Origin of the sequence: Marivita geojedonensis, assembly GCF_002115805.1 — a bacterium.
Taxonomy (GTDB): domain Bacteria; phylum Pseudomonadota; class Alphaproteobacteria; order Rhodobacterales; family Rhodobacteraceae; genus Marivita; species Marivita geojedonensis.
Genome location: NZ_JFKC01000007.1, coordinates 72,566 through 92,124, shown reverse-complemented (window position 1 = coordinate 92,124; position 19,559 = coordinate 72,566). Strand labels below are relative to the sequence as shown.

Genomic DNA, 19,559 nt, shown 5'->3' with positions numbered 1-19,559 from the left:
CGGTAAGCGTGGTCCGACGACCTGTGAAAACGCCCCCGAACCAACAGGCTGCGGGGGCGTTTTCTTATGCGATAAAACTCTGAATCGCCGCGAGTTCGGATTGCGCCAGCTCATGTCCGCCAGGGTGCCAGTGCTCTGCCACATCGACGTTCTGATCGCGCAGGTACTCCGCCAGCGCCCGTGTCATCGGGGCGGGACAGATCGGATCCCGTTCTCCTGCGGTGATCAGCCACCGCGAACCGGAAAGGCCCTTCTGAGGTTCGGGCGTCCATGGGATCAGCGGGTGCATGGCAATCACATCGGTAAACAGATCCGGATGCACAAAGGCTGCGGCAGCGGCAATGTTTGCGCCGTTGGAATAACCAAGCGCAAAGATCCGGGTTGCGCCCGTATCCCTAATTCGCGACCTGACGAATGCCGCCATTGCGTCACGCCGCGTGGCGAGGTCGTCCATATCATAGACGCCTTCTCCGGTGCGCCGGAAATACCGGGCCATGCCGTGTTCAGACACGTCGCCGCGTGGCGACACCACATGAGCACCGGGCCAGAGCTGCTCGGCCAACCCATGAAACTGGTTTTCGTCCCCGCCCGTGCCGTGGAAGGTGAACACCAAAGGCGCGCCGGGCGTGCCTTTGGTTTCGCGCAGTATGTAGTCAGTCAATGATCGGCTCCAGATAGCGGTCTTCAAGGATCTGACGCAGATGCTCGTGCTGTGTCGGCAGCTTGAGTGCTTCGCCCAGATGCGCAGTATCTTCGTCGCGGTCAAAGCCCGGTTCGTTTGTGGCAATTTCGAACAGAACGCCGCCGGGTGTCCGGAAGTAGATCGCATAAAAGTAATCGCGGTCGATCACCGGCGTTACCTGATATCCGGTGTCCATCAGCGCTTTGCGCACCTCGAGCTGCTTTTGCCGGTTGTCGACAGAGAAAGCGATGTGATGCACCGAACCTGCGCCCTGGTCCGCCATCGGGGCATTGACCTGTGAGATGTCGATGACATTGGCCTCATTGCCGCCGGGCACGTGGAAACGGGTCACGTTGTCCTGACGGTCGAGTTCTTCGTAGCCCATGAATTTCAGAAGCTCGGCGCTGGCTGCCGCATCGCGCAGGCGCATGTCGGCGCTGTGGAAGCCGCGAATGGCGGCGTCTGCCGGGACACCGTTGTTGGTCCAGGGGGTACGGGAGTCCCCGTCGGTTTCGACGAGCACAAACCCGTCGCCATCCGGCCCGTCAAACCTCAGGCGGTTCTCGCCAAACGTGGTTTCGGTCTCGATGTTCCGGACGTCAAAGGTCGCCAACCGCTCCTGCCAATAGGGCAGGCTGCCCTTGGGTACGGCAAAACCGGTGATCCCAACCTCGCCCGTACCCGGCCGACCGCGCCGCGCATTCGGGAATGGGAAATAAGTCATCACGGTGCCGGGCGTGCCCGCTTCGTCGCCGTAGTACAGGTGATAGACCTCGGGCGCGTCGAAGTTGACGGTCTTTTTGATGCGCCGCAGGCCCAGTGTCTTGGTAAAGAAATCATTGTTCGACTGCGCCCCGCTGGCCAGCGAGGTCACGTGATGCAGTCCGTTGATCTGATCGATCATGTTGGGTCTCCCAAAGGTCGGTGTTTGCCGGATCGGAGCAGTATCTAGCGGTACTCACACGCACATAAACCCAAAGATTCGCGCCTATTCTGTGCGAATATGCACTTAAGTTCGGCGCGAAGCGAGTGCTGCGATTCCTGCGCCAACGGTGATCAGTATTGCCGCTGCCACCAGTTGCCACGAGGTCTGTGCAAAACCGGCAACGATCAGGACCAGTGTCGAGAGCAGCGGCGCTGCATAGCTCGCAACACCCAAGAGCTGAATATCCCCCCGCTTCACTCCAATGTCCCAGACGTAGAACGCAAGTCCCACAGGTCCAAGACCGAGCGCAGCGACGGACACCCAGCCAAAGCCGGTCTGAGGCCACGCCGGTTGTTCGAAAGCAAGATGCGCAGGTACGGACAGCAGAGCGGTCAGAACACAGAATACCGCAACCGCTTCGGTGGGGGTGGTGCCAAGTCGGCGCGACAGCACCGAATAGCTGCTCCATGTCAGCGCACAGAAACCGGCAAGGATGAGACCGGGTGTGGCGGAAGCTTCAAAGCTGAACCCGTTGCGCAGCACGATCAGCGCCGCCCCCGCAAAGGACACCAGCGCGCCGACAATATGCCCCGCGCGCAGCCGTTCTCCGGGAAGAAGTCCGGAAAAGAGCACGATGAAGAGGGGCCAGAGATAGGCGATCAGCCCCGCCTCGGCAGGCGGTGCAAGTCGCAGTGCCGAGTAATAAAGCGCGTGATAGCCGAAGAGACCCGCCGTCCCAAAGGCGTAGACTGTCCAAGGTACCAACCGCAGCACCGACATCCGTCCGCGCACCAGCACCCAGGTCACGCCAACTGCGCCGCCGATTGCAAAGGTCAATGCGTTCAGCAGAAAGGGTGGCACCGGCGCCGACCCGGCTGTGAAGAGCGCTAGAAGAGCCCAAAGCAGGACGGCGACAAATCCGATGGCGGTGGCTGTGGTTCGGGTCATGTCCTCCGCTAAACTGCACCGGACAAAAAGAAAAGGCCCGCCGAACCGGCGGGCCTTTCCTGAGTTCTCTGGCGTAACTCAGACGAAGAACTGAGCACCGTTGGCCGAGATGGTCGAGCCGTTGATGAAGCCCGACTGCTCTGAGGCAAGGAACACCACGCAGCGCGCGATTTCCTCGGGCTCGCCCAAACGACCCGCCGGGATGCCTGCAACGATCTTCTGGCGCACCTCGTCGGGGATCGCCATGACCATTTCGGTCGCGATGTAGCCCGGGCAGATCGCGTTTGCGGTGATGCCTGCGCGTGCGCCTTCCTGCGCCAGCGACTTGACGATGCCCAGATCGCCCGCCTTGGTCGCGGCATAGTTCACCTGACCGAACTGGCCTTTCTGACCGTTGATCGAGGAAATGACGATCACGCGTCCGAACTTGCGCTCGCGCATGCCCGGCCAGACGGGGTGCACGGTGTTGAACACGCCGGTCAGGTTGGTGTCGATCACCTCTTTCCACGCCTCGGGGGTCATCTTGTGGAACGGTGCATCGCGGGTGATGCCGGCGTTGGCGACAACCACATCGATCGGGCCGAGATCGGCTTCGACCTTGGCGATGCCTTCTTTGGACGCCTCATAGTCCGCGACGTTCCACTTGTAGGTCTTGATGCCGGTCTCTTCAGTGAATTTCGCGGCTTTCTCATCGTTGCCGGCATAGGTTGCCGCAACTTCATAGCCTTCGGCCTTGAGCGCTTTGGAAATAGCTTCACCGATACCACGGCTTCCGCCGGTGACGAGTGCTACACGTGCCATGGGGGAGTCTCCTCTTGGGTGTTCTCTTTGACGGGATCAGCCCTTCTGGGGCCGGAGAAATTAAGGGGATGCGGGGGCCGAGCCCCCGCGTCCGGAAGCGCCACAAACGGCGCAGGTCAGGTTTTACCGCTCGACACAGAGCGCGACACCCATGCCGCCGCCGATGCAGAGGGTTGCGAGACCCTTCTTGGCATCGCGGCGCTGCATTTCGAACAGCAGGGTGTTCAGAACGCGCGCACCGGACGCGCCGATCGGGTGGCCGATGGCAATCGCGCCGCCGTTCACGTTCACGATTGCCGGATCCCAGCCCATGTCCTTGTTCACGGCGCAGGCCTGCGCGGCGAAAGCTTCGTTGGCTTCGACGAGGTCGAGATCGCCAACCGACCAGCCAGCTTTTTCCAGCGCTTTGCGCGACGCGTGGATCGGGCCGACGCCCATGATCGACGGATCAAGACCGGCTGTCGCGTAGGACGCGATGCGGGCCATCGGGGTGATGCCGCGCTTGGCAGCGTTTTCTTCGCTCATCAGCAGAACGCCGGCGGCACCGTCGTTCAGGCCCGATGCGTTTGCCGCTGTAACCGACCCGTCCTTGGTGAAGGCGGGGCGCAGTTTCTGCATCGCTTCGATGGTTGCGCCGTGGCGGATGTATTCATCCTTATCGACCACGATGTCGCCCTTGCGGGTTTTGACGGTGAACGCGATCACCTCGTCGTCGAACTTGCCCGCCTTCTGCGCGGCCTCGGCTTTGTTCTGCGATGCGACAGCGAATTCGTCCTGCTGTTCGCGGCTGATCTGCCACTTCTCGGCGACGTTCTCTGCGGTCTGACCCATGTGGTAGCCATTGAATGCGTCCCAAAGGCCGTCGCGGATCATCGTGTCGATATACTTGACGTCACCCATCTTGTGACCGGCGCGCAGATGCGCGGCGTGGGGGGAGAGCGTCATGTTTTCCTGACCGCCGGCGCAGACGACATCTGCATCGCCCAGCATGATGTGCTGCGCTCCCAGTGCAACGGCGCGAAGGCCCGAGCCACAAACCTGGTTGATGCCCCAGGCCGCGCTTTCCTGCGGCAGACCGGCATTGATGTGCGCCTGGCGCGCCGGGTTCTGGCCCTGCGCAGCGGTGAGCACCTGACCGAGGATGGTCTCGGAAACGGCCTCTTTCTCGATGCCTGCGCGTTCGACCAGCGCATTCAGAACGGCAGCGCCCAGATCATGTGCGGGTGTGTTTGCGAAAGAACCGCCGAACGAGCCAACGGCTGTCCGTGCGGCGGATGCGATAACAACGTTGGTCATTGGTCCCTCCACCAAAGTCATGGCCCGGAGGTGATTCCACAGGATTCACGCGTTCTGCGCCTGTGGCCCCGGACCCATTCCCGCGCTCTCCTAAAGCACTGGTCGACATTCGCATACCGGACAGGGTGTCTCAGGCCTTGATTGCATGGCGGGGTTGCCGCTGCGTCATGGCGGCGTTTGAGGGATCAGTGTACGTGCTGTGGGGCGTTTACCGGCTTCCAGGGGGCTTCGACTGTCGGTGCGCCGAAATAGTATCCCTGAAGGAAATCGACACCCAGCTCACCCAGCGCGCGCGCGTCGGCGGCGTTTTCGACAAACTCGGCCACGGTAAACATGTCAAACTGCTGGGCAATGGCGAGGATTGCCCGTGTCAGTACCTGGTTGTCCGCGTCACCGGCTATTCCCCGAATGAACTGTCCATCGATCTTTAGGATATCGAACTGGAACTGCCGCAGGTAACGCAGGGCCGTATATCCGGCACCGAAGTCGTCGAGTGCAAAACTGATGCCGCGCCTCTGGAGATCGCGCATTGCCTGAACGACCAGTTCGGGCACCATCATGGCCGATGCCTCGGTGATTTCGAGAATCAGCCGTGCGGCAATAGATGGATTGCGCGACAGTCCCCGCTCAAGAACCTTGCGCCATTTCGGAAACCCGATGGAACGCGCTGACAGGTTAATGGCCAGTCGTATTCCGGGATTGCGCGCCAGCGTTCGCAAGCCGTGCTCCAGTGCAAGGCAATCCAGAAGACGACCGGTTTCGCATTCCTCGATGGCCTCAATGAACTCACCGGCCGGGATGATGCGTCCGGTCGGATCGGTCACACGGATCAGACCTTCGTAAAATGCGACATGACGTTGGTTTTGGGCATCCACGATCGGCTGAAAGGCCAGGCGCACCTCCCGGTGGCGCACCGCGTCTTCGACCAGCTTCAGGATATTCTGATCCCGCTGCTGTGCCGCCTGTTCCAGTGGCGAAATGCCAAGTGACTTTCTGACTGCCCGCTGCAATATGCACGTCCTCGCTGCTCTCGTCTGCACTCTCTCTCATCGGCGTTAAGCAAGGTTTAAAGGCGCAGCAGCAATCACGTGTTGACTCTGTCAATTGCCGCCGTATAAGCGCGGCTTCATTGGTGTTGGTGGCCCCCGCAAGGGGATGCCTGTCATGGCTTCGGCCAAGAGGACAACGCCCTTCATAGTCGCCTTTCGGGGCGTCGTACCAAGAAGGAGATCAGCCGTGACCAAACGCACGTCTGCCAAGTACAAAATTGACCGCCGGATGGGTGAAAACATCTGGGGTCGTCCGAAATCCCCCGTCAATCGCCGCGAATACGGCCCGGGCCAGCACGGTCAGCGCCGTAAGGGCAAGATGTCCGACTTCGGTCTGCAATTGCGCGCCAAGCAGAAGCTCAAGGGCTATTACGGCGACCTGACCGAAAAGCAGTTCCGCCGCATCTACGGCGAAGCCGAGCGTGTGAAGGGTGACACTGGTGAAAACCTCATCGGTCTGCTCGAGCGGCGTCTGGACGCGGTTGTGTATCGCGCGAAGTTCGTTGCAACCATCTTTGCTGCACGTCAGTTCGTGAACCACGGCCACGTGCTGGTCAACGGTCAGCGCGTGAACATTCCGTCCTACCGCGTCAAGGAAGGCGACGTGATCGAAGTCCGCGAGAAGTCCAAGCAGATGACCGCGCTTCTCGAAGCCATCCAACTGGCCGAGCGTGACGTTCCGGATTATATCGAAGCAGATCACTCCAAGATGAAAGCGACCTTCGTCCGCACTCCGGGTCTGAGCGACGTTCCGTACCCGGTGATGATGGAACCGAACCTCGTCATCGAATACTACGCCCAGAACTGATCCGGGCATCCGTACGCTACGATCGTACGACTTTCAGATTTCAAAGCCGTCCCACTGGGGCGGCTTTTTCTTTGGGTCACAGGCAAGAGAAAAAGGCCGCGCCATCAGCGCAGCCTTTTTTCCAACCAGAGGTTTCGAGAAACCCGGTTATGTCCAGAACACGTCCCGAAAGACGTGGCGAACGATATCTTCGCGCTTAAGGCCTTTTTTGGCCAGCGCCTCGTCGGACAGTGCCTGAAGCCGTTCAACCTCGCGAATCCGCCAGTTTGCTTCCGCAACCTGGCTCAGACCGCGGGTCAGACCATCAAACAAGCTCGAGAAAAATCCGGGCTTTTCGCCCTGATATGACTGTGTCAGTGCCATGTGATGCCTCTGCTGTGCTCAAAATTTCGACAGGTCTAATCTAAGTCCTTGAAATCGCGCCGAGTACCGCTGCTTCGACATACCCGCCCCGCTCTGAGCGCATAACGCTGCAGCGCAGCATCACGTAAAATCTGCAGACTAAAAAATTTTACCAGTTGATAAAATTTTTGCCTCGTGAGACCGTTTGAAAAATGGTCAAGCTGATCTCGGAGTGTGAAGATGGACGCCAGAGCATTGAAAGAAGGGGTTGTTTCAGGCCGATTGGATGCCGATGCGCTCAGCGCAGGGTTCGCCGATCTGCACGCGCCCCTGAGTGATCACGAAGCCTTGGTTGCAGCGGATCGCTGCTATTTCTGCCACGATGCGCCCTGCATCACCGCCTGCCCCACCGATATCGACATCCCACTCTTCATCCGGCAGATCGCCACTGGCACACCCGAAGCGGCGGCCAAGACGATCCTGACGCAGAACATCATGGGCGGCATGTGCGCTCGCGTCTGCCCCACTGAAACCCTTTGTGAGGAAGCCTGTGTGCGCGAAAAAGCTGAAGGTGAGCCGGTTCAGATCGGTCGCCTGCAGCGTTACGCGACCGACACTCTGATGGCGCAAGGGGTGCATCCTTTCTCCCGGGCGGCCCCGACCGGCAAGAGTATTGCCGTCGTTGGGGCCGGTCCGGCAGGATTGGCCTGCGCGCATCGGTTGGCGATGCACGGGCATGACGTTGTGGTCTTCGACGCACGGCCCAAGGCTGGCGGTCTTAATGAATACGGAATCGCTGCCTATAAGAGCACCGAGGATTTCGCGGCGCGCGAAGTGGACTGGCTCCTGCAGATTGGCGGAATCGAAATCCGCAACAACATGGCGTTGGGCCGTGATGTGACCATGGCGGACCTTCAGTCGGACTATGACGCTGTGTTCCTCGGAATGGGATTGGGCGGCGTCAATGCTCTGACGGCACCGGGCGCCGAAAAAGAAGGCGTGCTGGATGCGGTCGAGTTCATCGCTGACCTGCGGCAGGCGACCGATCTGAGCAGCCTGCCGGTTGGCCGCGACGTGGTGGTGATCGGCGGCGGGATGACGGCTGTCGACGCGGCGGTGCAGTCGAAGCTGCTCGGCGCTCTGAACGTGACCATCGTGTATCGGCGGGGCCGTGACCGGATGAACGCCTCGGTCTGGGAACAGGAACTGGCGGCCGCCAAGGGTGTGCGGATCATCACCAACGCCTCGCCCGTCGCCGTGCACGGTAACGGGGCGGTGCGCGAGATCGAATTCGAGTTTACCGACGACAACCTGACACCCACAGGGCAGACCTTCCGGCTTGCTGCAGATCAGGTGTTCAAGGCCATCGGACAGACGCTGGTTGGCGATGACCTGCCCGACCTTGACGGTCGCAAGATCGCCGTGACCGGGCCGGGCCGCTCCTCGGTCAAAGGTGTGTGGGCCGGGGGCGACTGCGCCGCTGGCGGGGACGACCTGACCGTTACGGCGGTGGCCGAAGGGCGCGATGCCGCCGAAGATATCCATGCCGCGCTGATGCGCGCCTGATCCGGGAGGATTGAGAATGGCTGACCTGACAACCGATTTCGTGGGCATCAAGAGCCCGAACCCGTTCTGGCTCGCTTCGGCGCCGCCCACGGACAAGGAATACAACGTCCGCCGCGCGTTTGAGGCGGGGTGGGGTGGCGTCGTCTGGAAAACGCTGGGCGAGGCGGGGCCGCCCATCGTGAACGTTAATGGACCACGCTATGGCGCGATCTGGGGCGCGGACCGGCGGCTCTTGGGCCTCAATAATATCGAGTTGATCACCGACCGGCCGCTCGAGGTGAACCTGAGTGAGATCAAGGCGGTCAAACGCGACTATCCCGACCGAGCCATGGTCGTATCACTGATGGTGCCCTGCGTCGAAGAGGCCTGGAAGGCCATCCTGCCTCTGGTGGAAGAAACCGGGGCGGATGGGGTCGAACTCAATTTCGGGTGCCCACACGGCATGTCCGAGCGTGGCATGGGCAGCGCCGTGGGGCAGGTGCCTGAGTATATCGAGATGGTGACACGCTGGGTGAAGCAGAATACCCGCATGCCGTGCATTGTGAAGCTGACCCCGAACATCACGGACATTCGAAAACCCGCGATGGCGGCGCATGCCGGCGGGGCTGACGCGGTGAGCCTGATCAATACGATCAATTCGATCACGTCGGTCGACCTGGACCTCTTCGCGCCAGAACCGACGATTGACGGCAAGGGCGCACATGGCGGCTATTGCGGACCCGCGGTGAAACCCATCGCGCTCAACATGGTGGCCGAGATCGCGCGCACGCCCGAAATGGCAGACCTGCCGATTTCCGGAATTGGTGGTGTGACGACGTGGAAAGACGCGGCGGAGTTCATGGCGCTTGGGGCGGGCAACGTGCAGGTCTGTACGGCCGCTATGACCTATGGGTTCAAGATCGTGCAGGAGATGATTTCCGGCCTGTCGCAATACATGGACGAGAAAGGCATGACGTCCACCAGCGAGCTGGTCCGCAAGGCAGTGCCGAATGTCAGTGACTGGCAGCATCTGAATCTGAACTACGTGACCAAGGCTCGGATTGATCAGGATTTGTGTATCTCCTGCGGTCGTTGCTTTGCGGCCTGCGAGGACACGTCGCACCAGGCGATTGCGATGTCTGAGGACCGTGTGTTCACGGTCAAGGATGACGAATGCGTGGCTTGCAACCTGTGCGTCAATGTCTGCCCGGTTGAGGATTGCATCACGATGGAGCGGCTGGAGGTTGGAGCGATCGACGAGCGGACGGGCCGTCCGGTTGCTGCGGAGCATGGTGACTGGACAAGCCATCCGAACAACCCGGCCGCAGCGCAGGCGGCAGAGTAAGATTATTCGTACGAATAATCTCAGGATGGAGAAAATTCGTACGAATTTTCTTTTGTCTCAGCAGAGTTGCCGAATGGGGCGGCGGTGGCAAACGATTACGTAGTCATCGCCGACTTCATAGAGGCGAAAACCGCGTGCGCGCACCTCGGCGACAAGCAGAGCAACACCGATTTCGCGGTTTATGCTGTGCTTGTTTCGTCGAAGGATGCCACCTTGTTTGGCCGCGCGCGTATTGAACAACTGATCGCGCCAGGGCGCGTTCAGTCGCGGGGAATCAGGAAATGTCAGATGCTGTGTCATTCCGCTACACTGCGGAGGCATTGGTTAACCTGACATAAACGCCATTAAGGTGTCAGCACTTTCCGGAACATCATCTCGACAAACTGGTCGGCACCCCGCGCCCGTTTGTCATCCCCCGGAAGCAGGACCGCGATCTGTGCTTCGAAATCGGCATAGTGCTGCGTCACCGCCCAGATCGAAAAGATCAGATGTGCGGGGTGCATTTCGGCGATTTTGCCGTCGTTCATCCACTTCGCGATGATTCCGCATTGTTTGTCGAAAAGTGGTTTCAATGTGCTTTCCAGATGCGGCAGCATCCGTGGCGCGCCTTGCACGATCTCGTTTGCAAACAGTCGGGATTCGCGCGGATAGAGGCGGCTCATCTCCATCTTGCGGCGGATGTAACCGATGATTTCCTCGAGCGGATCCCCCTCGGCATCCATCGCGTCCAGCGGGCTGAGCCATTCTTCCATCAGCGTGTTCAGAAGGTCGATATGGATCGCTTCCTTACTGTCGTAATAGTAAATGAGGTTTGGTTTGTGCATCCCGCAGGCGTCGGCGATCTGGTCGAGCGTGGTGCCACGAAACCCGTGTGTCGCAAAGAGACCAAGTGCGGCATCACGAATGCGCTGGCGGTTCTCGGTCTGGATCCGGCTGGGCTTGCGGGCGGGGCTGGTCATGGTCGGTTTCCCTCATGCTGCAATTACAGGCACGACCTGTCACGGAGACCGGCGCGCACGAACTCATTCCAGATCATACCTTGACAGCTTGAGGGCGCGTTGCAATCGTAACTTTACCAAATGGTAAAAAACTTGCGGGGGCTGTTGTGCCGTCACGCAAGACAGCCGGCGGCGAGGGGAACGAACATGGCAGCACCCGGAGAAAACCTGCGGATCAATGGCGACCGCCTGTGGGACAGTCTCATGGAGATGGCGAAGATTGGGCCGGGCATCGCAGGCGGCAACAACCGTCAGACGCTCACGGACGAAGACGCCGAGGGCCGGGCGTTGTTTCAGACATGGTGCGAGGATGCGGGCTGCACCATGGGTGTGGACGAGATCGGCAACATGTTTGCGCGCCGCGAGGGCACGGACCCGGACGCGCTGCCGGTTTACGTGGGGTCTCATCTCGATACCCAGCCCACGGGCGGCAAATATGACGGTGTCCTGGGTGTGCTGGGTGGGCTTGAGGTGATCCGGTCGCTCAATGATCTGGGGATCAAGACCAAGCATCCGATTGTCGTGACCAATTGGACCAATGAAGAAGGCACACGCTTTGCGCCGGCGATGCTGGCCTCGGGTGTGTTTGCGGGCAAGCACACGCTTGACTGGGCCTATGACCGCACCGATGCCAAGGGCAAGAAATTCGGTGACGAGTTGGAGCGGATCGGCTGGAAGGGCCCCGAAAAGGTCGGGGACCGCAAGATGCATGCCTTCTTCGAGTTGCATATCGAACAGGGTCCGATCCTCGAAGCCGAGGGCAAGGATATCGGGGTCGTCACCCATGGGCAGGGCCTGCGCTGGATCGAATGTACGGTGACCGGCAAGGAAAGCCATACCGGGTCCACGCCGATGCATATGCGCAAGAACGCCGGGCGGGGCCTCGCTCTGGTGACGGAACTGGTGCACGAGATTGCGATGAAGAATCAGCCGAACGCGGTGGGGGCCATCGGGCATATCGACGTCTATCCCAACAGTCGGAACATCATTCCGGGCAAGGTTGTGTTCACTGTCGATATGCGGACGCATCTTTTGGACAAGTTGAACGGCATGGTCGACGAATTCATGGAACGCGCGCCGAAGCTGTGTGAAGAGATCGGTGTGGAGTTTGACTGCCATATCGTTGGTCAGTTCGATCCGCCCGCGTTTGATGAGGCCTGTGTGAGCGCCATTCGAGATGCCGCCGAGCGGTTGGGTTACAGTCACATGGATATCGTGTCGGGTGCCGGGCATGATGCCTGCTGGATCAACGATGTCGCGCCTACGGCGATGGTGATGTGCCCTTGCGTCGACGGGCTGTCGCACAACGAGGCGGAAGAGATTTCCAAGGAATGGGCAACAGCAGGGGCGGATGTGCTGTTCCATGCGGTCGTCGAGACGGCGGAGATCGTCAGTTGATCGGGGGCTCTGCCCCCGTCGCGCAATGCGCGACTCCCCCGAGGTATTTTTGAAACAGAGAAGATCAGGACCACGGAGTAAACCATGACTACAGTCATCAAGAACGGAACGGTTGTCACAGCGGACCTGACCTATGAAGCGGATGTCCTGATTGAAAACGGGGTCATCACCGAGATCGGGCCGAACCTGAAGGGCGACGAGGAACTGGACGCCACAGGGTGTTATGTCATGCCGGGCGGGATTGACCCGCACACGCATCTCGAGATGCCGTTCATGGGCACCTATTCCAGCGACAATTTCGAAAGCGGAACACGCGCGGCGCTGTCGGGCGGGACCACGATGGTCGTGGATTTCGTGCTGCCCGGTCAGGGGCAGGGTCTCGTCGATGCGATGAAGGGCTGGCACAACAAGTCCACGATGGCGAATTGCGACTACTCGTTCCACATGGCGGTGACCTGGTGGGGCGAAAAGGTGTTCGACGAGATGCCGACGGTGATCAACGATCACGGGATCAACACATTCAAACACTTCATGGCCTACAAAGGTGCGCTCATGGTCAATGACGATGAGCTGTTTGCCTCGTTCAACCGCCTCGCGGAACTGGGTGGAATCGCGATGGTCCATGCCGAGAATGGCGATGTGGTGGCGGAATTGACGGCGAAGCTTCTGGCTGAAGGCAACACCGGGCCGGAGGGGCATGCTTATTCGCGGCCCTCGCAGGTCGAAGGCGAAGCGACCAATCGTGCGATCATGATCGCGGATATGGCGGGTGTGCCGCTTTATGTCGTGCATACGTCCTGCGAGGAAGCGCATGAGGCGATCCGGCGGGCGAAGATGCAGGGCAAGCGGGTTTGGGGTGAGCCTTTGATCCAGCACCTGACGCTGGATGAGAGTGAGTATTTCAACAAGGATTGGGATCATGCTGCGCGGCGGGTCATGTCGCCGCCGTTCCGGAACAAGCAGCATCAGGACAGCCTGTGGGCCGGTCTGCAATCTGGGACGCTGTCGGTCGTGGCGACGGACCATTGCGCGTTCACGACCGAACAGAAGCGCTATGGAGTCGGTGATTTCTCGAAAATCCCCAACGGCACTGGCGGGCTGGAGGACAGGATGCCGATGCTCTGGACCCATGGTGTGGCGACCGGGCGGCTGACTCCGAACGAGTTTGTCGCTGTGACCTCGACCAATATCGCGAAGATCCTGAACTGCTATCCGAAGAAGGGGGCTGTTCTGGTTGGCGCGGATGCCGATCTGGTGGTCTGGGATCCGGAGAAGGAAAAGACGATTTCCGCCAGCACGCAGCAATCGGCCATCGACTACAACGTGTTCGAAGGCCACCATGTCAAAGGCCTTCCGCGCTTTACGCTGACGCGTGGGCATGTGGCTGTGCATGATGGCGAGATGCGGACGCAGGAAGGCCATGGCCAGTTCGTCAAACGCCCAGGCAATGGCACGGTGAACCGGGCGCTGTCGACATGGAAAGAGCTGACTGCGCCGCGACCGGTGGAGCGGACCGGCATCCCTGCGACGGGGGTTTGATGCAAGACCAAACTGACGCTCCGGTCCTTGACCGGAGCACGACCAAGCCGGTGATTTCTGCAAAATCGCTGGATCTGACTTTCCAGACCAATGACGGACCGGTGCATGCGCTGTCTGGTGTCGATCTTGATATCGGCAAAGGCGAGTTCGTCAGCTTCATCGGGCCGTCGGGCTGTGGCAAGACCACGTTCCTTCGGTGTATCGCGGCGCTTGAGGCGCCGACGGGTGGGACGCTGACCGTCAATGGCATGACGCCGGATGAGGCCCGCCGCGCGCGGGCCTATGGCTATGTGTTTCAGGCGGCGGGGCTCTATCCGTGGCGGACCATCGAAAAGAACATCGCACTGCCTCTGGAGATCATGGGGTATTCCAAATCCGAGCAGGACGAGCGGATCGCGCGGGTGCTGGATCTCGTGGAGCTGTCGAATTTCGGGAAGAAGTATCCGTGGCAACTCTCGGGCGGGATGCAGCAGCGCGCGTCGATTGCGCGGGCTTTGGCGTTCGATGCGGATATTCTGCTGATGGATGAGCCGTTCGGGGCGCTTGATGAGATTGTGCGCGATCACCTGAACGAACAACTGCTGGACCTCTGGGCGCGGACGGAGAAAACCATCGGGTTTGTCACGCACTCGATCCCGGAAGCCGTGTACCTGTCGACCAAGATCGTTGTGATGTCCCCCCGGCCGGGACGGATCACCGATGTGATCGACAGTCCCCTGCCGAAGGAGCGGCCTTTGGACATCCGGGATACACCAGAGTTTCTGGAGATCGCGCACCGGGTGCGCGACGGGCTGCGGGCGGGACATGCCTATGACGATTGAGGCATCATGAAGAACCTGCTTCCCATTCTCACGGTCCTCGCCGCGATTGCGGCGCTTTGGTATGTGGCGGTCGCGCCCATGAACATCCGTGGTGCGCTGGATATGGCGGAACGGGGCGGGGCCGAGGTTGTTCCCGCCGAGTCCATTGCCCGATTTGACCGGTCGGTCTGGCGGTTGATGATGGATAATCCTGAACATATCGCCGCGGGCTATGCTCTTGAACGGCCGCGCCTGCCGACGCCCGGTCAGGTGGGGGCGGAGCTTTGGAAGACCACCGGGGACATGGCGCTGCGGGGACGGGCGCTGTCCAAACGGTCGTTGATTTATCATGGGTGGATCACCCTGCAATCGACGCTCTGGGGTTTTGCGCTGGGCACTGTTCTGGGCATGGCGGGGGCGATTGCCATCGTCTACAGCCGGGTGGTGGATATGAGCCTGATGCCTTGGGCGATCATCAGCCAGACCATCCCCATCGTGGCCCTCGCTCCGATGATCATCGTATTGTCCAGCCAGGTCGGGATCGAGGGCAGGACGGTGCCAAAGGCGATCATTTCTGCCTATCTGTGTTACTTCCCGGTGCTGGTCGGAATGGTCAAAGGGTTGCGGTCGCCGGGCGCGGCGCAGCTTGACCTGCTGCGGACCTATTCCGCGTCGGGCTTGCAGGCGTTTCTGAAGCTGCGCCTGCCGGCGTCGATGCCGTATCTCTTCACGTCGCTGAAGATCGGGATTGCGGCAGCGTTGGTCGGAACCATCGTGGGTGAGTTGCCGACGGGGGCGATTTCCGGGCTGGGTGCGCGTATCCTGATCGGGGATCAGTTCGGTACGCCGCTGGCCATCTGGGCGGCGCTCTTTGCGGCCGCGATTCTGGCTGGGGTTCTCGTGACGTTGCTGGACGTGATGCAGCGGGTGACGCTGAAGCGGATGGGGATGCAGACATGAGTTGGCTGATCTTTGCGCTGGTGTTCTGGATCGGGGCCTGGATGCTTAACACCTGGCTGGCCAATTCGGCGTGGCGTGGATCGGTTGTGGTTCGGGTGCTGATTCCGGTGCTGTTCGGGGTGACGCTGATTGTGCTGTGGGAAGGCATCGTGCGCGGGTTCGGCGTGTCGCCGGTGATCCTGCCGGCACCTTCGACCGTGGCGCAGACCTTTGCCGCCTCGACAGATATCCTCTGGGAGGACTTCCGGCAGACCGTTCTCAAAGGCGCGCTGTCGGGCTTTGTGATTGGCGTGCTTGCTGCTTTTGCGACCGCGATCGTGATCGACCGGTCCGCCTTTCTGACACGGGGGCTTTTGCCCATCGGCAATTTCGTGGCCGCATTGCCCATTGTCGGTATCGCGCCGATTTTGGTGAGCTGGTTCGGCTTTGACTGGCATTCGAAGGCGGCAGTGGTCGTGGTGATGGTGTTCTTCCCCATCCTCGTGAACACGGTGCAAGGCTTGCGCGAAACCGATGCGATGCAGCGCGATCTGATGCGCACCTATGCTGCGAGTTATTTCGACACGTTGCTCAAGCTGCGTCTGCCTGCGGCCCTGCCGTTCGTGTTCAACGGGCTCAAGATTGCGACGACGCTTGCATTGATCGGGGCAATCGTTGCTGAATATTTCGGGTCACCGACGCGGGGGATGGGATTCCGAATTTCGACCGGGGTCGGCAGTTTGTCGATTGATCTGGTCTGGGCTGAAATCGCGGTCGCGGCCTTGGCCGGGACCGCGTTCTACGGGCTGGTGGCCTGGGTCGAAAAACGCGTGACGTTCTGGCACCCGTCGCACCGCGGACATGGATGAACAACAAACGACAACACGGAGGTACTACCATGAAGACGAAACTACTTGGCGCCCTGGCGGCCTTTGGTCTGGCGGCCCCGGCCTGGGCTGCGGATGACGTGACCCTGCAACTCAAGTGGGTCACGCAGGCCCAGTTTGCGGGCTACTACGTGGCGCTGGAAAACGGCTATTATGAAGAGGCCGATCTGAACGTCACCATCAAACCGGGTGGCCCGGATATCGCGCCCACGCAGGTGATCGCCGGCGGTGGTGCCGATGTGACAGTTGAATGGATGCCTGCTGCACTCGCGGCCCGCGAAAAGGGTCTGCCGCTGGTGAACATCGCGCAACCGTTCAAAAGCTCTGGCATGATGCTGACCTGCTGGAAGGACGCGGGCATTGCCTCGCCGGACGATCTCAAGAACCGCACACTGGGCGTCTGGTTCTTCGGCAACGAATTCCCGTTCATGTCGTGGATGAGCCAGCTTGGCATTTCCACCGATGGCAAGAGCGAGAACGGTGTCGAGGTTCTCAAGCAGGGCTTCAACGTGGATCCGCTGTTGCAGCGTCAGGCGGACTGCATCTCGACCATGACCTACAACGAATACTGGCAGGTCATCGATGCCGGTGTCAGCCCGGATGACCTCGTAACCTTCAAATACGAAGATCAGGGCGTGGCGACGCTGGAAGACGGTCTTTACGTGCTGGAGGACAAGCTGTCCGACCCGGCCTTCGTCGACAAGATGCAGCGGTTCGTTGCGGCCTCGATGAAGGGCTGGAAGTGGGCCGAGGAAAACCCGGATGATGCGGCGTTGATCGTGCTCGAATATGACGAGACCGGTGCGCAGACGGAAACCCATCAGAAGCGGATGATGGGTGAAGTTGCCAAACTGACTGCGGGCTCCAACGGAACCCTGGACCCGGCGGATTTCGAGCGGACGGTTGAGACCCTGCTCGCCGGCGGATCTGATCCGGTGATCACCGCGCATCCGGGCGAATCTGCCTGGACCCATGCGGTGTCCGACGTTCTGAAATGAACTGAAAGCCAAAGAACGATGTGAAAAAGGGCCGGGAGACCGGCCCTTTTTTCTAGCGGCGCAGCGTGTCGCCGTAGGTGATCTTGGGTGTCAGCTCGACCACTTTCGGGGTTTCGGCCTCGGGAGAATTGACGCGCTCTGCGATGATTTCGGCGGCCTTCTCGCCAATCTCCGTGCGACAGGCGTCCATCGTGGCCAGCTGTCTCGGCAGACCTTCGAGCAGTTCAACGCCGTTGAATCCTGCGAGGCCGATCTGGTTGGGGATATCGACGCCCTTTTCAAGCAAAGAGAGCAGGCCACCGGCTGCGATCATGTCGTTGGAGTAATAGAGAAAATCAAGTTCCGGGTCGCGTTTCAGGAGTGTCTCGGTCATTTCACGCCCTTTGGCGAGCGCAGACCCACCGGAATAGAATTCCTGATCCGCAACTTCGACCCCACTCTTCGCCAGAGCCCCGGTAAATCCTTCGAAGCGTTTGCGCGCGCGGTGGTCGAGCGGCATCTTGGTGCCCAGAAATCCGATGCGCTGATAACCCGCTTTGAGAATGGCTTCGGCCATTTTACGACCGGCGCGGCGATGCGAGATGCCAACCATCGAATCGATTGGTGTGCCATCAACATCCATGATCTCCACAACAGGAATACCGCTTGCCTTGAGCATCGCGCGTGAGGCGTCCGTGTGTTCAAGCCCGGCAATGATCACGCCGGACGGGCGCCAGGACAGCATCTCGTAAAGGACCCGTTCTTCCTTTTCGGGCAGGTAATCCGTGACGCCTACAACCGGTTGAAGCTCGGTCTCTTCGAGAACCGCGCTGATCCCGGACATCACTTCCGGAAACACCATGTTCCGCAGGCTCGGGATAATGACGGCAACGAGATTGACCCTCTGGCTGGCAAGTGCGCCGGCGATCTTGTTCGGGACGTAGCCGAGGGTCTTTGCGGCCGTGAGAACACGCTCGCGTGTGGCGGATGATACGTCGCCCCGATTGCGCAGCACGCGGCTGACCGTCATTTCCGAAACACCGGACGCTTCTGAAACATCGCGGAGTGTGAGGGGGCGTGTATCGTCACTGGCCAAGAGAGTCATCCTACTGCTTTTGTAAGGATGTTATCGCAAACTCTCGCACGCCAGCAAGCGCTTGCGTATGCGGGAAAATCCGGGTGGAAGAGATGACAAGCCGGTCGAAGCAAAGTATGTCTGTCCGGCGTGGTCCCGTGGCTCAACTGGATAGAGCAGCCCCCTCCTAAGGGGCAGGTTGCAGGTTCGAATCCTGCCGGGATCACCAATCAGACGTGCTGTTCGTTATTCGAGCGGGATTTCGGCGTTGCGTCCGGCAAGTTTCACGCTGATTTCGTAGGCTTTCTCAGGGCTCATCCCAGCCATGATGCGGGCGGCGTTTTCGGACGCCATGCGGCCAAGGAAGCCAGCGGCGAAGGTCGAATCCATCTTTTCGAACAGGGCCGCTGCCTGCTTTGGTTTCATGTTGGAATAGACCTTGGTGAGCTGTGCCAGATCGTCTTCGGCAGCGGCGGAGGCCAATGCGATGGTTTCCCTGAGGCTTTCTTCGGCGGCTTCCAGTTTGTCGAGTTCGCCCTGAATGGCCGACTCTGCCGCACTGACAGTGGCTTCCCGCTCATCCATCTCGGCTTCTCTGGCGATCAAACGCTCCTCGCGCGCCCGGATCGCCTCAAGCGCTGCATTCATCTGCTCCGGTCTTGCAAGATCCAGACGCGCCGGGGGCGGTTCCGCCTCTGTGGCCGCAGTTTCAGGTTCGCTTGCGATGACCTGCCCCGCCTCTGTGGCAAGGCGAAACCCGGCAGAGAGCAAGAGCAGCGTGCCGATAATTGCAAGTGTTCCGGTCTTTCCGGACCGGCTTCGTCCTTTGCGTTTCGCGTGATTTTCTGCGGTCATCGCGCGTCTCCCGCATGGCGGGCAAAGACGGGTCCGGTGGGTTGTGAAGGGGGGCGTTCCGTATCAGGCGGCAAATCGTGAAGTGCGGCCACCATCAGTTCAAGACGTTTCGCAGCACCCTCTGCCCGCTCTGTCAGATCCTCGAGGCTGTCACTTGAATGGCTGGCCGTCTTTTGCGCGGTTTCCAGTGCTGCCTGCAGATCGGTGACTTGCGACGACAGGACCGCGACCGCGGCGCCAACACCGTTTTCAAGATCGGTGAAACGCGTGAGTCGCCGTGACAGCACAAAGCAATAGAGCCCCGCGCCCAGCGCCCCTGCGACCAATAGAATGTCTGCGACAAACTCCAT

General features: G+C 60.3%; 21 protein-coding genes and 1 tRNA gene. 11 read left to right on the top strand and 11 right to left on the bottom strand.

Annotated features, from left to right (window positions below; translation table 11 throughout):
- Positions 1–64: 64 nt before the first annotated feature.
- From MGEO_RS09925 to MGEO_RS09900, 6 genes are all read right to left on the bottom strand, one after another.
- On the bottom strand, positions 65–661 hold the full coding sequence (locus tag MGEO_RS09925) for an alpha/beta hydrolase (RefSeq protein WP_085636647.1): 597 nt from the start codon (positions 659–661) through the stop codon (positions 65–67).
- Positions 654–1,586 carry a VOC family protein gene (locus MGEO_RS21700; protein WP_085636645.1) on the bottom strand — a complete coding sequence of 311 codons (933 nt, stop codon included), beginning with the start codon at positions 1,584–1,586 and terminating at the stop codon, positions 654–656. Before MGEO_RS21700 ends, MGEO_RS09925 begins: the two co-directional genes overlap by 8 nt.
- A gap of 105 nt (positions 1,587–1,691) precedes the next feature.
- Positions 1,692–2,555 carry an aromatic amino acid exporter YddG gene (gene yddG, locus MGEO_RS09915; RefSeq protein WP_085636643.1) on the bottom strand — a complete coding sequence of 288 codons (864 nt, stop codon included), beginning with the start codon at positions 2,553–2,555 and terminating at the stop codon, positions 1,692–1,694.
- A gap of 78 nt (positions 2,556–2,633) precedes the next feature.
- A complete protein-coding gene (gene phbB / locus MGEO_RS09910) occupies positions 2,634–3,356 on the bottom strand; it encodes an acetoacetyl-CoA reductase (protein ID WP_085636641.1) in 723 nt (240 codons plus the stop codon).
- A 123-nt stretch (positions 3,357–3,479) separates the two neighbouring features.
- Positions 3,480–4,652, bottom strand: a complete 1,173-nt coding sequence (locus MGEO_RS09905; RefSeq protein WP_085636639.1) for an acetyl-CoA C-acetyltransferase — start codon at positions 4,650–4,652, stop codon at positions 3,480–3,482.
- 185 nt (positions 4,653–4,837) lie between these two features.
- Positions 4,838–5,662, bottom strand: a complete 825-nt coding sequence (locus MGEO_RS09900; RefSeq protein ID WP_085636637.1) for an EAL domain-containing protein — start codon at positions 5,660–5,662, stop codon at positions 4,838–4,840.
- 226 nt (positions 5,663–5,888) lie between these two features.
- Here MGEO_RS09900 and rpsD point away from each other — a divergent pair, with 226 nt between their 5' ends.
- The gene (gene rpsD, locus MGEO_RS09895) at positions 5,889–6,509 is read left to right on the top strand and encodes a 30S ribosomal protein S4 (RefSeq protein ID WP_085636635.1); all 621 of its coding nucleotides are present in this window, start codon (positions 5,889–5,891) and stop codon (positions 6,507–6,509) included.
- 147 nt (positions 6,510–6,656) lie between these two features.
- Here the strand turns inward: rpsD and MGEO_RS09890 are convergent, their stop codons facing one another.
- Positions 6,657–6,872 carry a DUF1127 domain-containing protein gene (locus tag MGEO_RS09890; RefSeq protein ID WP_085636633.1) on the bottom strand — a complete coding sequence of 72 codons (216 nt, stop codon included), beginning with the start codon at positions 6,870–6,872 and terminating at the stop codon, positions 6,657–6,659.
- Positions 6,873–7,091: 219 nt separating this feature from the next.
- On the opposite strand from MGEO_RS09890, the gene MGEO_RS09885 reads away from it, so the two are divergent.
- The 3 genes from MGEO_RS09885 (at position 7,092) to MGEO_RS21695 (ending at position 10,074) form a co-directional block, all read left to right on the top strand.
- Positions 7,092–8,417 carry an NAD(P)-dependent oxidoreductase gene (locus MGEO_RS09885; protein WP_085636631.1) on the top strand — a complete coding sequence of 442 codons (1,326 nt, stop codon included), beginning with the start codon at positions 7,092–7,094 and terminating at the stop codon, positions 8,415–8,417.
- A 16-nt stretch (positions 8,418–8,433) separates the two neighbouring features.
- A complete protein-coding gene (preA, locus tag MGEO_RS09880) occupies positions 8,434–9,741 on the top strand; it encodes an NAD-dependent dihydropyrimidine dehydrogenase subunit PreA (protein ID WP_085636630.1) in 1,308 nt (435 codons plus the stop codon).
- An 84-nt stretch (positions 9,742–9,825) separates the two neighbouring features.
- Positions 9,826–10,074 carry a hypothetical protein gene (locus MGEO_RS21695; RefSeq protein ID WP_233139802.1) on the top strand — a complete coding sequence of 83 codons (249 nt, stop codon included), beginning with the start codon at positions 9,826–9,828 and terminating at the stop codon, positions 10,072–10,074.
- A gap of 11 nt (positions 10,075–10,085) precedes the next feature.
- Here the strand turns inward: MGEO_RS21695 and MGEO_RS09870 are convergent, their stop codons facing one another.
- A complete protein-coding gene (locus tag MGEO_RS09870; RefSeq protein ID WP_085636626.1) occupies positions 10,086–10,700 on the bottom strand; it encodes a TetR family transcriptional regulator C-terminal domain-containing protein in 615 nt (204 codons plus the stop codon).
- Positions 10,701–10,886: 186 nt separating this feature from the next.
- On the opposite strand from MGEO_RS09870, the gene MGEO_RS09865 reads away from it, so the two are divergent.
- The 6 genes from MGEO_RS09865 (at position 10,887) to MGEO_RS09840 (ending at position 17,300) form a co-directional block, all read left to right on the top strand.
- Positions 10,887–12,137, top strand: coding sequence for a Zn-dependent hydrolase (locus MGEO_RS09865; protein ID WP_085636624.1), 1,251 nt, complete (start codon positions 10,887–10,889; stop codon positions 12,135–12,137).
- A gap of 84 nt (positions 12,138–12,221) precedes the next feature.
- The gene (gene hydA, locus MGEO_RS09860) at positions 12,222–13,676 is read left to right on the top strand and encodes a dihydropyrimidinase (RefSeq protein WP_085636622.1); all 1,455 of its coding nucleotides are present in this window, start codon (positions 12,222–12,224) and stop codon (positions 13,674–13,676) included.
- Entirely contained in the window at positions 13,676–14,497 is an 822-nt protein-coding gene (locus tag MGEO_RS09855) for an ABC transporter ATP-binding protein (protein WP_085636621.1), read from the top strand. Before hydA ends, MGEO_RS09855 begins: the two co-directional genes overlap by 1 nt.
- Positions 14,498–14,503: 6 nt before the next feature.
- Positions 14,504–15,436, top strand: a complete 933-nt coding sequence (locus MGEO_RS09850; protein WP_085636619.1) for an ABC transporter permease — start codon at positions 14,504–14,506, stop codon at positions 15,434–15,436.
- Positions 15,433–16,284 carry an ABC transporter permease gene (locus MGEO_RS09845; protein WP_085636617.1) on the top strand — a complete coding sequence of 284 codons (852 nt, stop codon included), beginning with the start codon at positions 15,433–15,435 and terminating at the stop codon, positions 16,282–16,284. Before MGEO_RS09850 ends, MGEO_RS09845 begins: the two co-directional genes overlap by 4 nt.
- Positions 16,285–16,313: 29 nt before the next feature.
- Positions 16,314–17,300: an ABC transporter substrate-binding protein gene (locus MGEO_RS09840; RefSeq protein ID WP_085636615.1), complete on the top strand. Its 987-nt coding sequence runs from the start codon at positions 16,314–16,316 to the stop codon at positions 17,298–17,300.
- Between the two features lie 52 nt (positions 17,301–17,352).
- Here MGEO_RS09840 and MGEO_RS09835 read toward each other — a convergent pair whose 3' ends face one another.
- Positions 17,353–18,375, bottom strand: coding sequence for a LacI family DNA-binding transcriptional regulator (locus MGEO_RS09835; RefSeq protein ID WP_198948098.1), 1,023 nt, complete (start codon positions 18,373–18,375; stop codon positions 17,353–17,355).
- Positions 18,376–18,506: 131 nt separating this feature from the next.
- On the opposite strand from MGEO_RS09835, the gene MGEO_RS09830 reads away from it, so the two are divergent.
- Positions 18,507–18,583 (top strand) — tRNA-Arg (locus tag MGEO_RS09830).
- A 17-nt stretch (positions 18,584–18,600) separates the two neighbouring features.
- On the opposite strand, the gene MGEO_RS09825 is transcribed toward MGEO_RS09830, so the two are convergent.
- Both MGEO_RS09825 and MGEO_RS09820 read right to left on the bottom strand, forming a co-directional pair.
- Positions 18,601–19,209 (bottom strand): MotE family protein, encoded by a 609-nt coding sequence (locus MGEO_RS09825; RefSeq protein ID WP_085636611.1) that lies wholly within the window; start codon positions 19,207–19,209, stop codon positions 18,601–18,603.
- Entirely contained in the window at positions 19,206–19,559 is a 354-nt protein-coding gene (locus tag MGEO_RS09820; protein WP_085636609.1) for a hypothetical protein, read from the bottom strand. Before MGEO_RS09820 ends, MGEO_RS09825 begins: the two co-directional genes overlap by 4 nt.

Excerpts from the sequence above, each read along its gene's own strand:
- MGEO_RS21700 (WP_085636645.1), bottom strand. The coding sequence starts at position 1,586 with ATGATCGATCAGATCAACGGACTGCATCACGTGACCTCGCTGGCCAGC.
- yddG (WP_085636643.1), bottom strand. The coding sequence starts at position 2,555 with ATGACCCGAACCACAGCCACCGCCATCGGATTTGTCGCCGTCCTGCTT.
- phbB (WP_085636641.1), bottom strand. The coding sequence starts at position 3,356 with ATGGCACGTGTAGCACTCGTCACCGGCGGAAGCCGTGGTATCGGTGAA.
- MGEO_RS09905 (WP_085636639.1), bottom strand. The coding sequence starts at position 4,652 with ATGACCAACGTTGTTATCGCATCCGCCGCACGGACAGCCGTTGGCTCG.
- MGEO_RS09890 (WP_085636633.1), bottom strand. The coding sequence starts at position 6,872 with ATGGCACTGACACAGTCATATCAGGGCGAAAAGCCCGGATTTTTCTCG.
- MGEO_RS09885 (WP_085636631.1), top strand. The coding sequence starts at position 7,092 with ATGGACGCCAGAGCATTGAAAGAAGGGGTTGTTTCAGGCCGATTGGAT.
- preA (WP_085636630.1), top strand. The coding sequence starts at position 8,434 with ATGGCTGACCTGACAACCGATTTCGTGGGCATCAAGAGCCCGAACCCG.
- MGEO_RS09870 (WP_085636626.1), bottom strand. The coding sequence starts at position 10,700 with ATGACCAGCCCCGCCCGCAAGCCCAGCCGGATCCAGACCGAGAACCGC.
- MGEO_RS09865 (WP_085636624.1), top strand. The coding sequence starts at position 10,887 with ATGGCAGCACCCGGAGAAAACCTGCGGATCAATGGCGACCGCCTGTGG.
- hydA (WP_085636622.1), top strand. The coding sequence starts at position 12,222 with ATGACTACAGTCATCAAGAACGGAACGGTTGTCACAGCGGACCTGACC.
- MGEO_RS09855 (WP_085636621.1), top strand. The coding sequence starts at position 13,676 with ATGCAAGACCAAACTGACGCTCCGGTCCTTGACCGGAGCACGACCAAG.
- MGEO_RS09850 (WP_085636619.1), top strand. The coding sequence starts at position 14,504 with ATGAAGAACCTGCTTCCCATTCTCACGGTCCTCGCCGCGATTGCGGCG.
- MGEO_RS09845 (WP_085636617.1), top strand. The coding sequence starts at position 15,433 with ATGAGTTGGCTGATCTTTGCGCTGGTGTTCTGGATCGGGGCCTGGATG.
- MGEO_RS09840 (WP_085636615.1), top strand. The coding sequence starts at position 16,314 with ATGAAGACGAAACTACTTGGCGCCCTGGCGGCCTTTGGTCTGGCGGCC.
- MGEO_RS09825 (WP_085636611.1), bottom strand. The coding sequence starts at position 19,209 with ATGACCGCAGAAAATCACGCGAAACGCAAAGGACGAAGCCGGTCCGGA.
- MGEO_RS09820 (WP_085636609.1), bottom strand. The coding sequence starts at position 19,559 with ATGGAGTTTGTCGCAGACATTCTATTGGTCGCAGGGGCGCTGGGCGCG.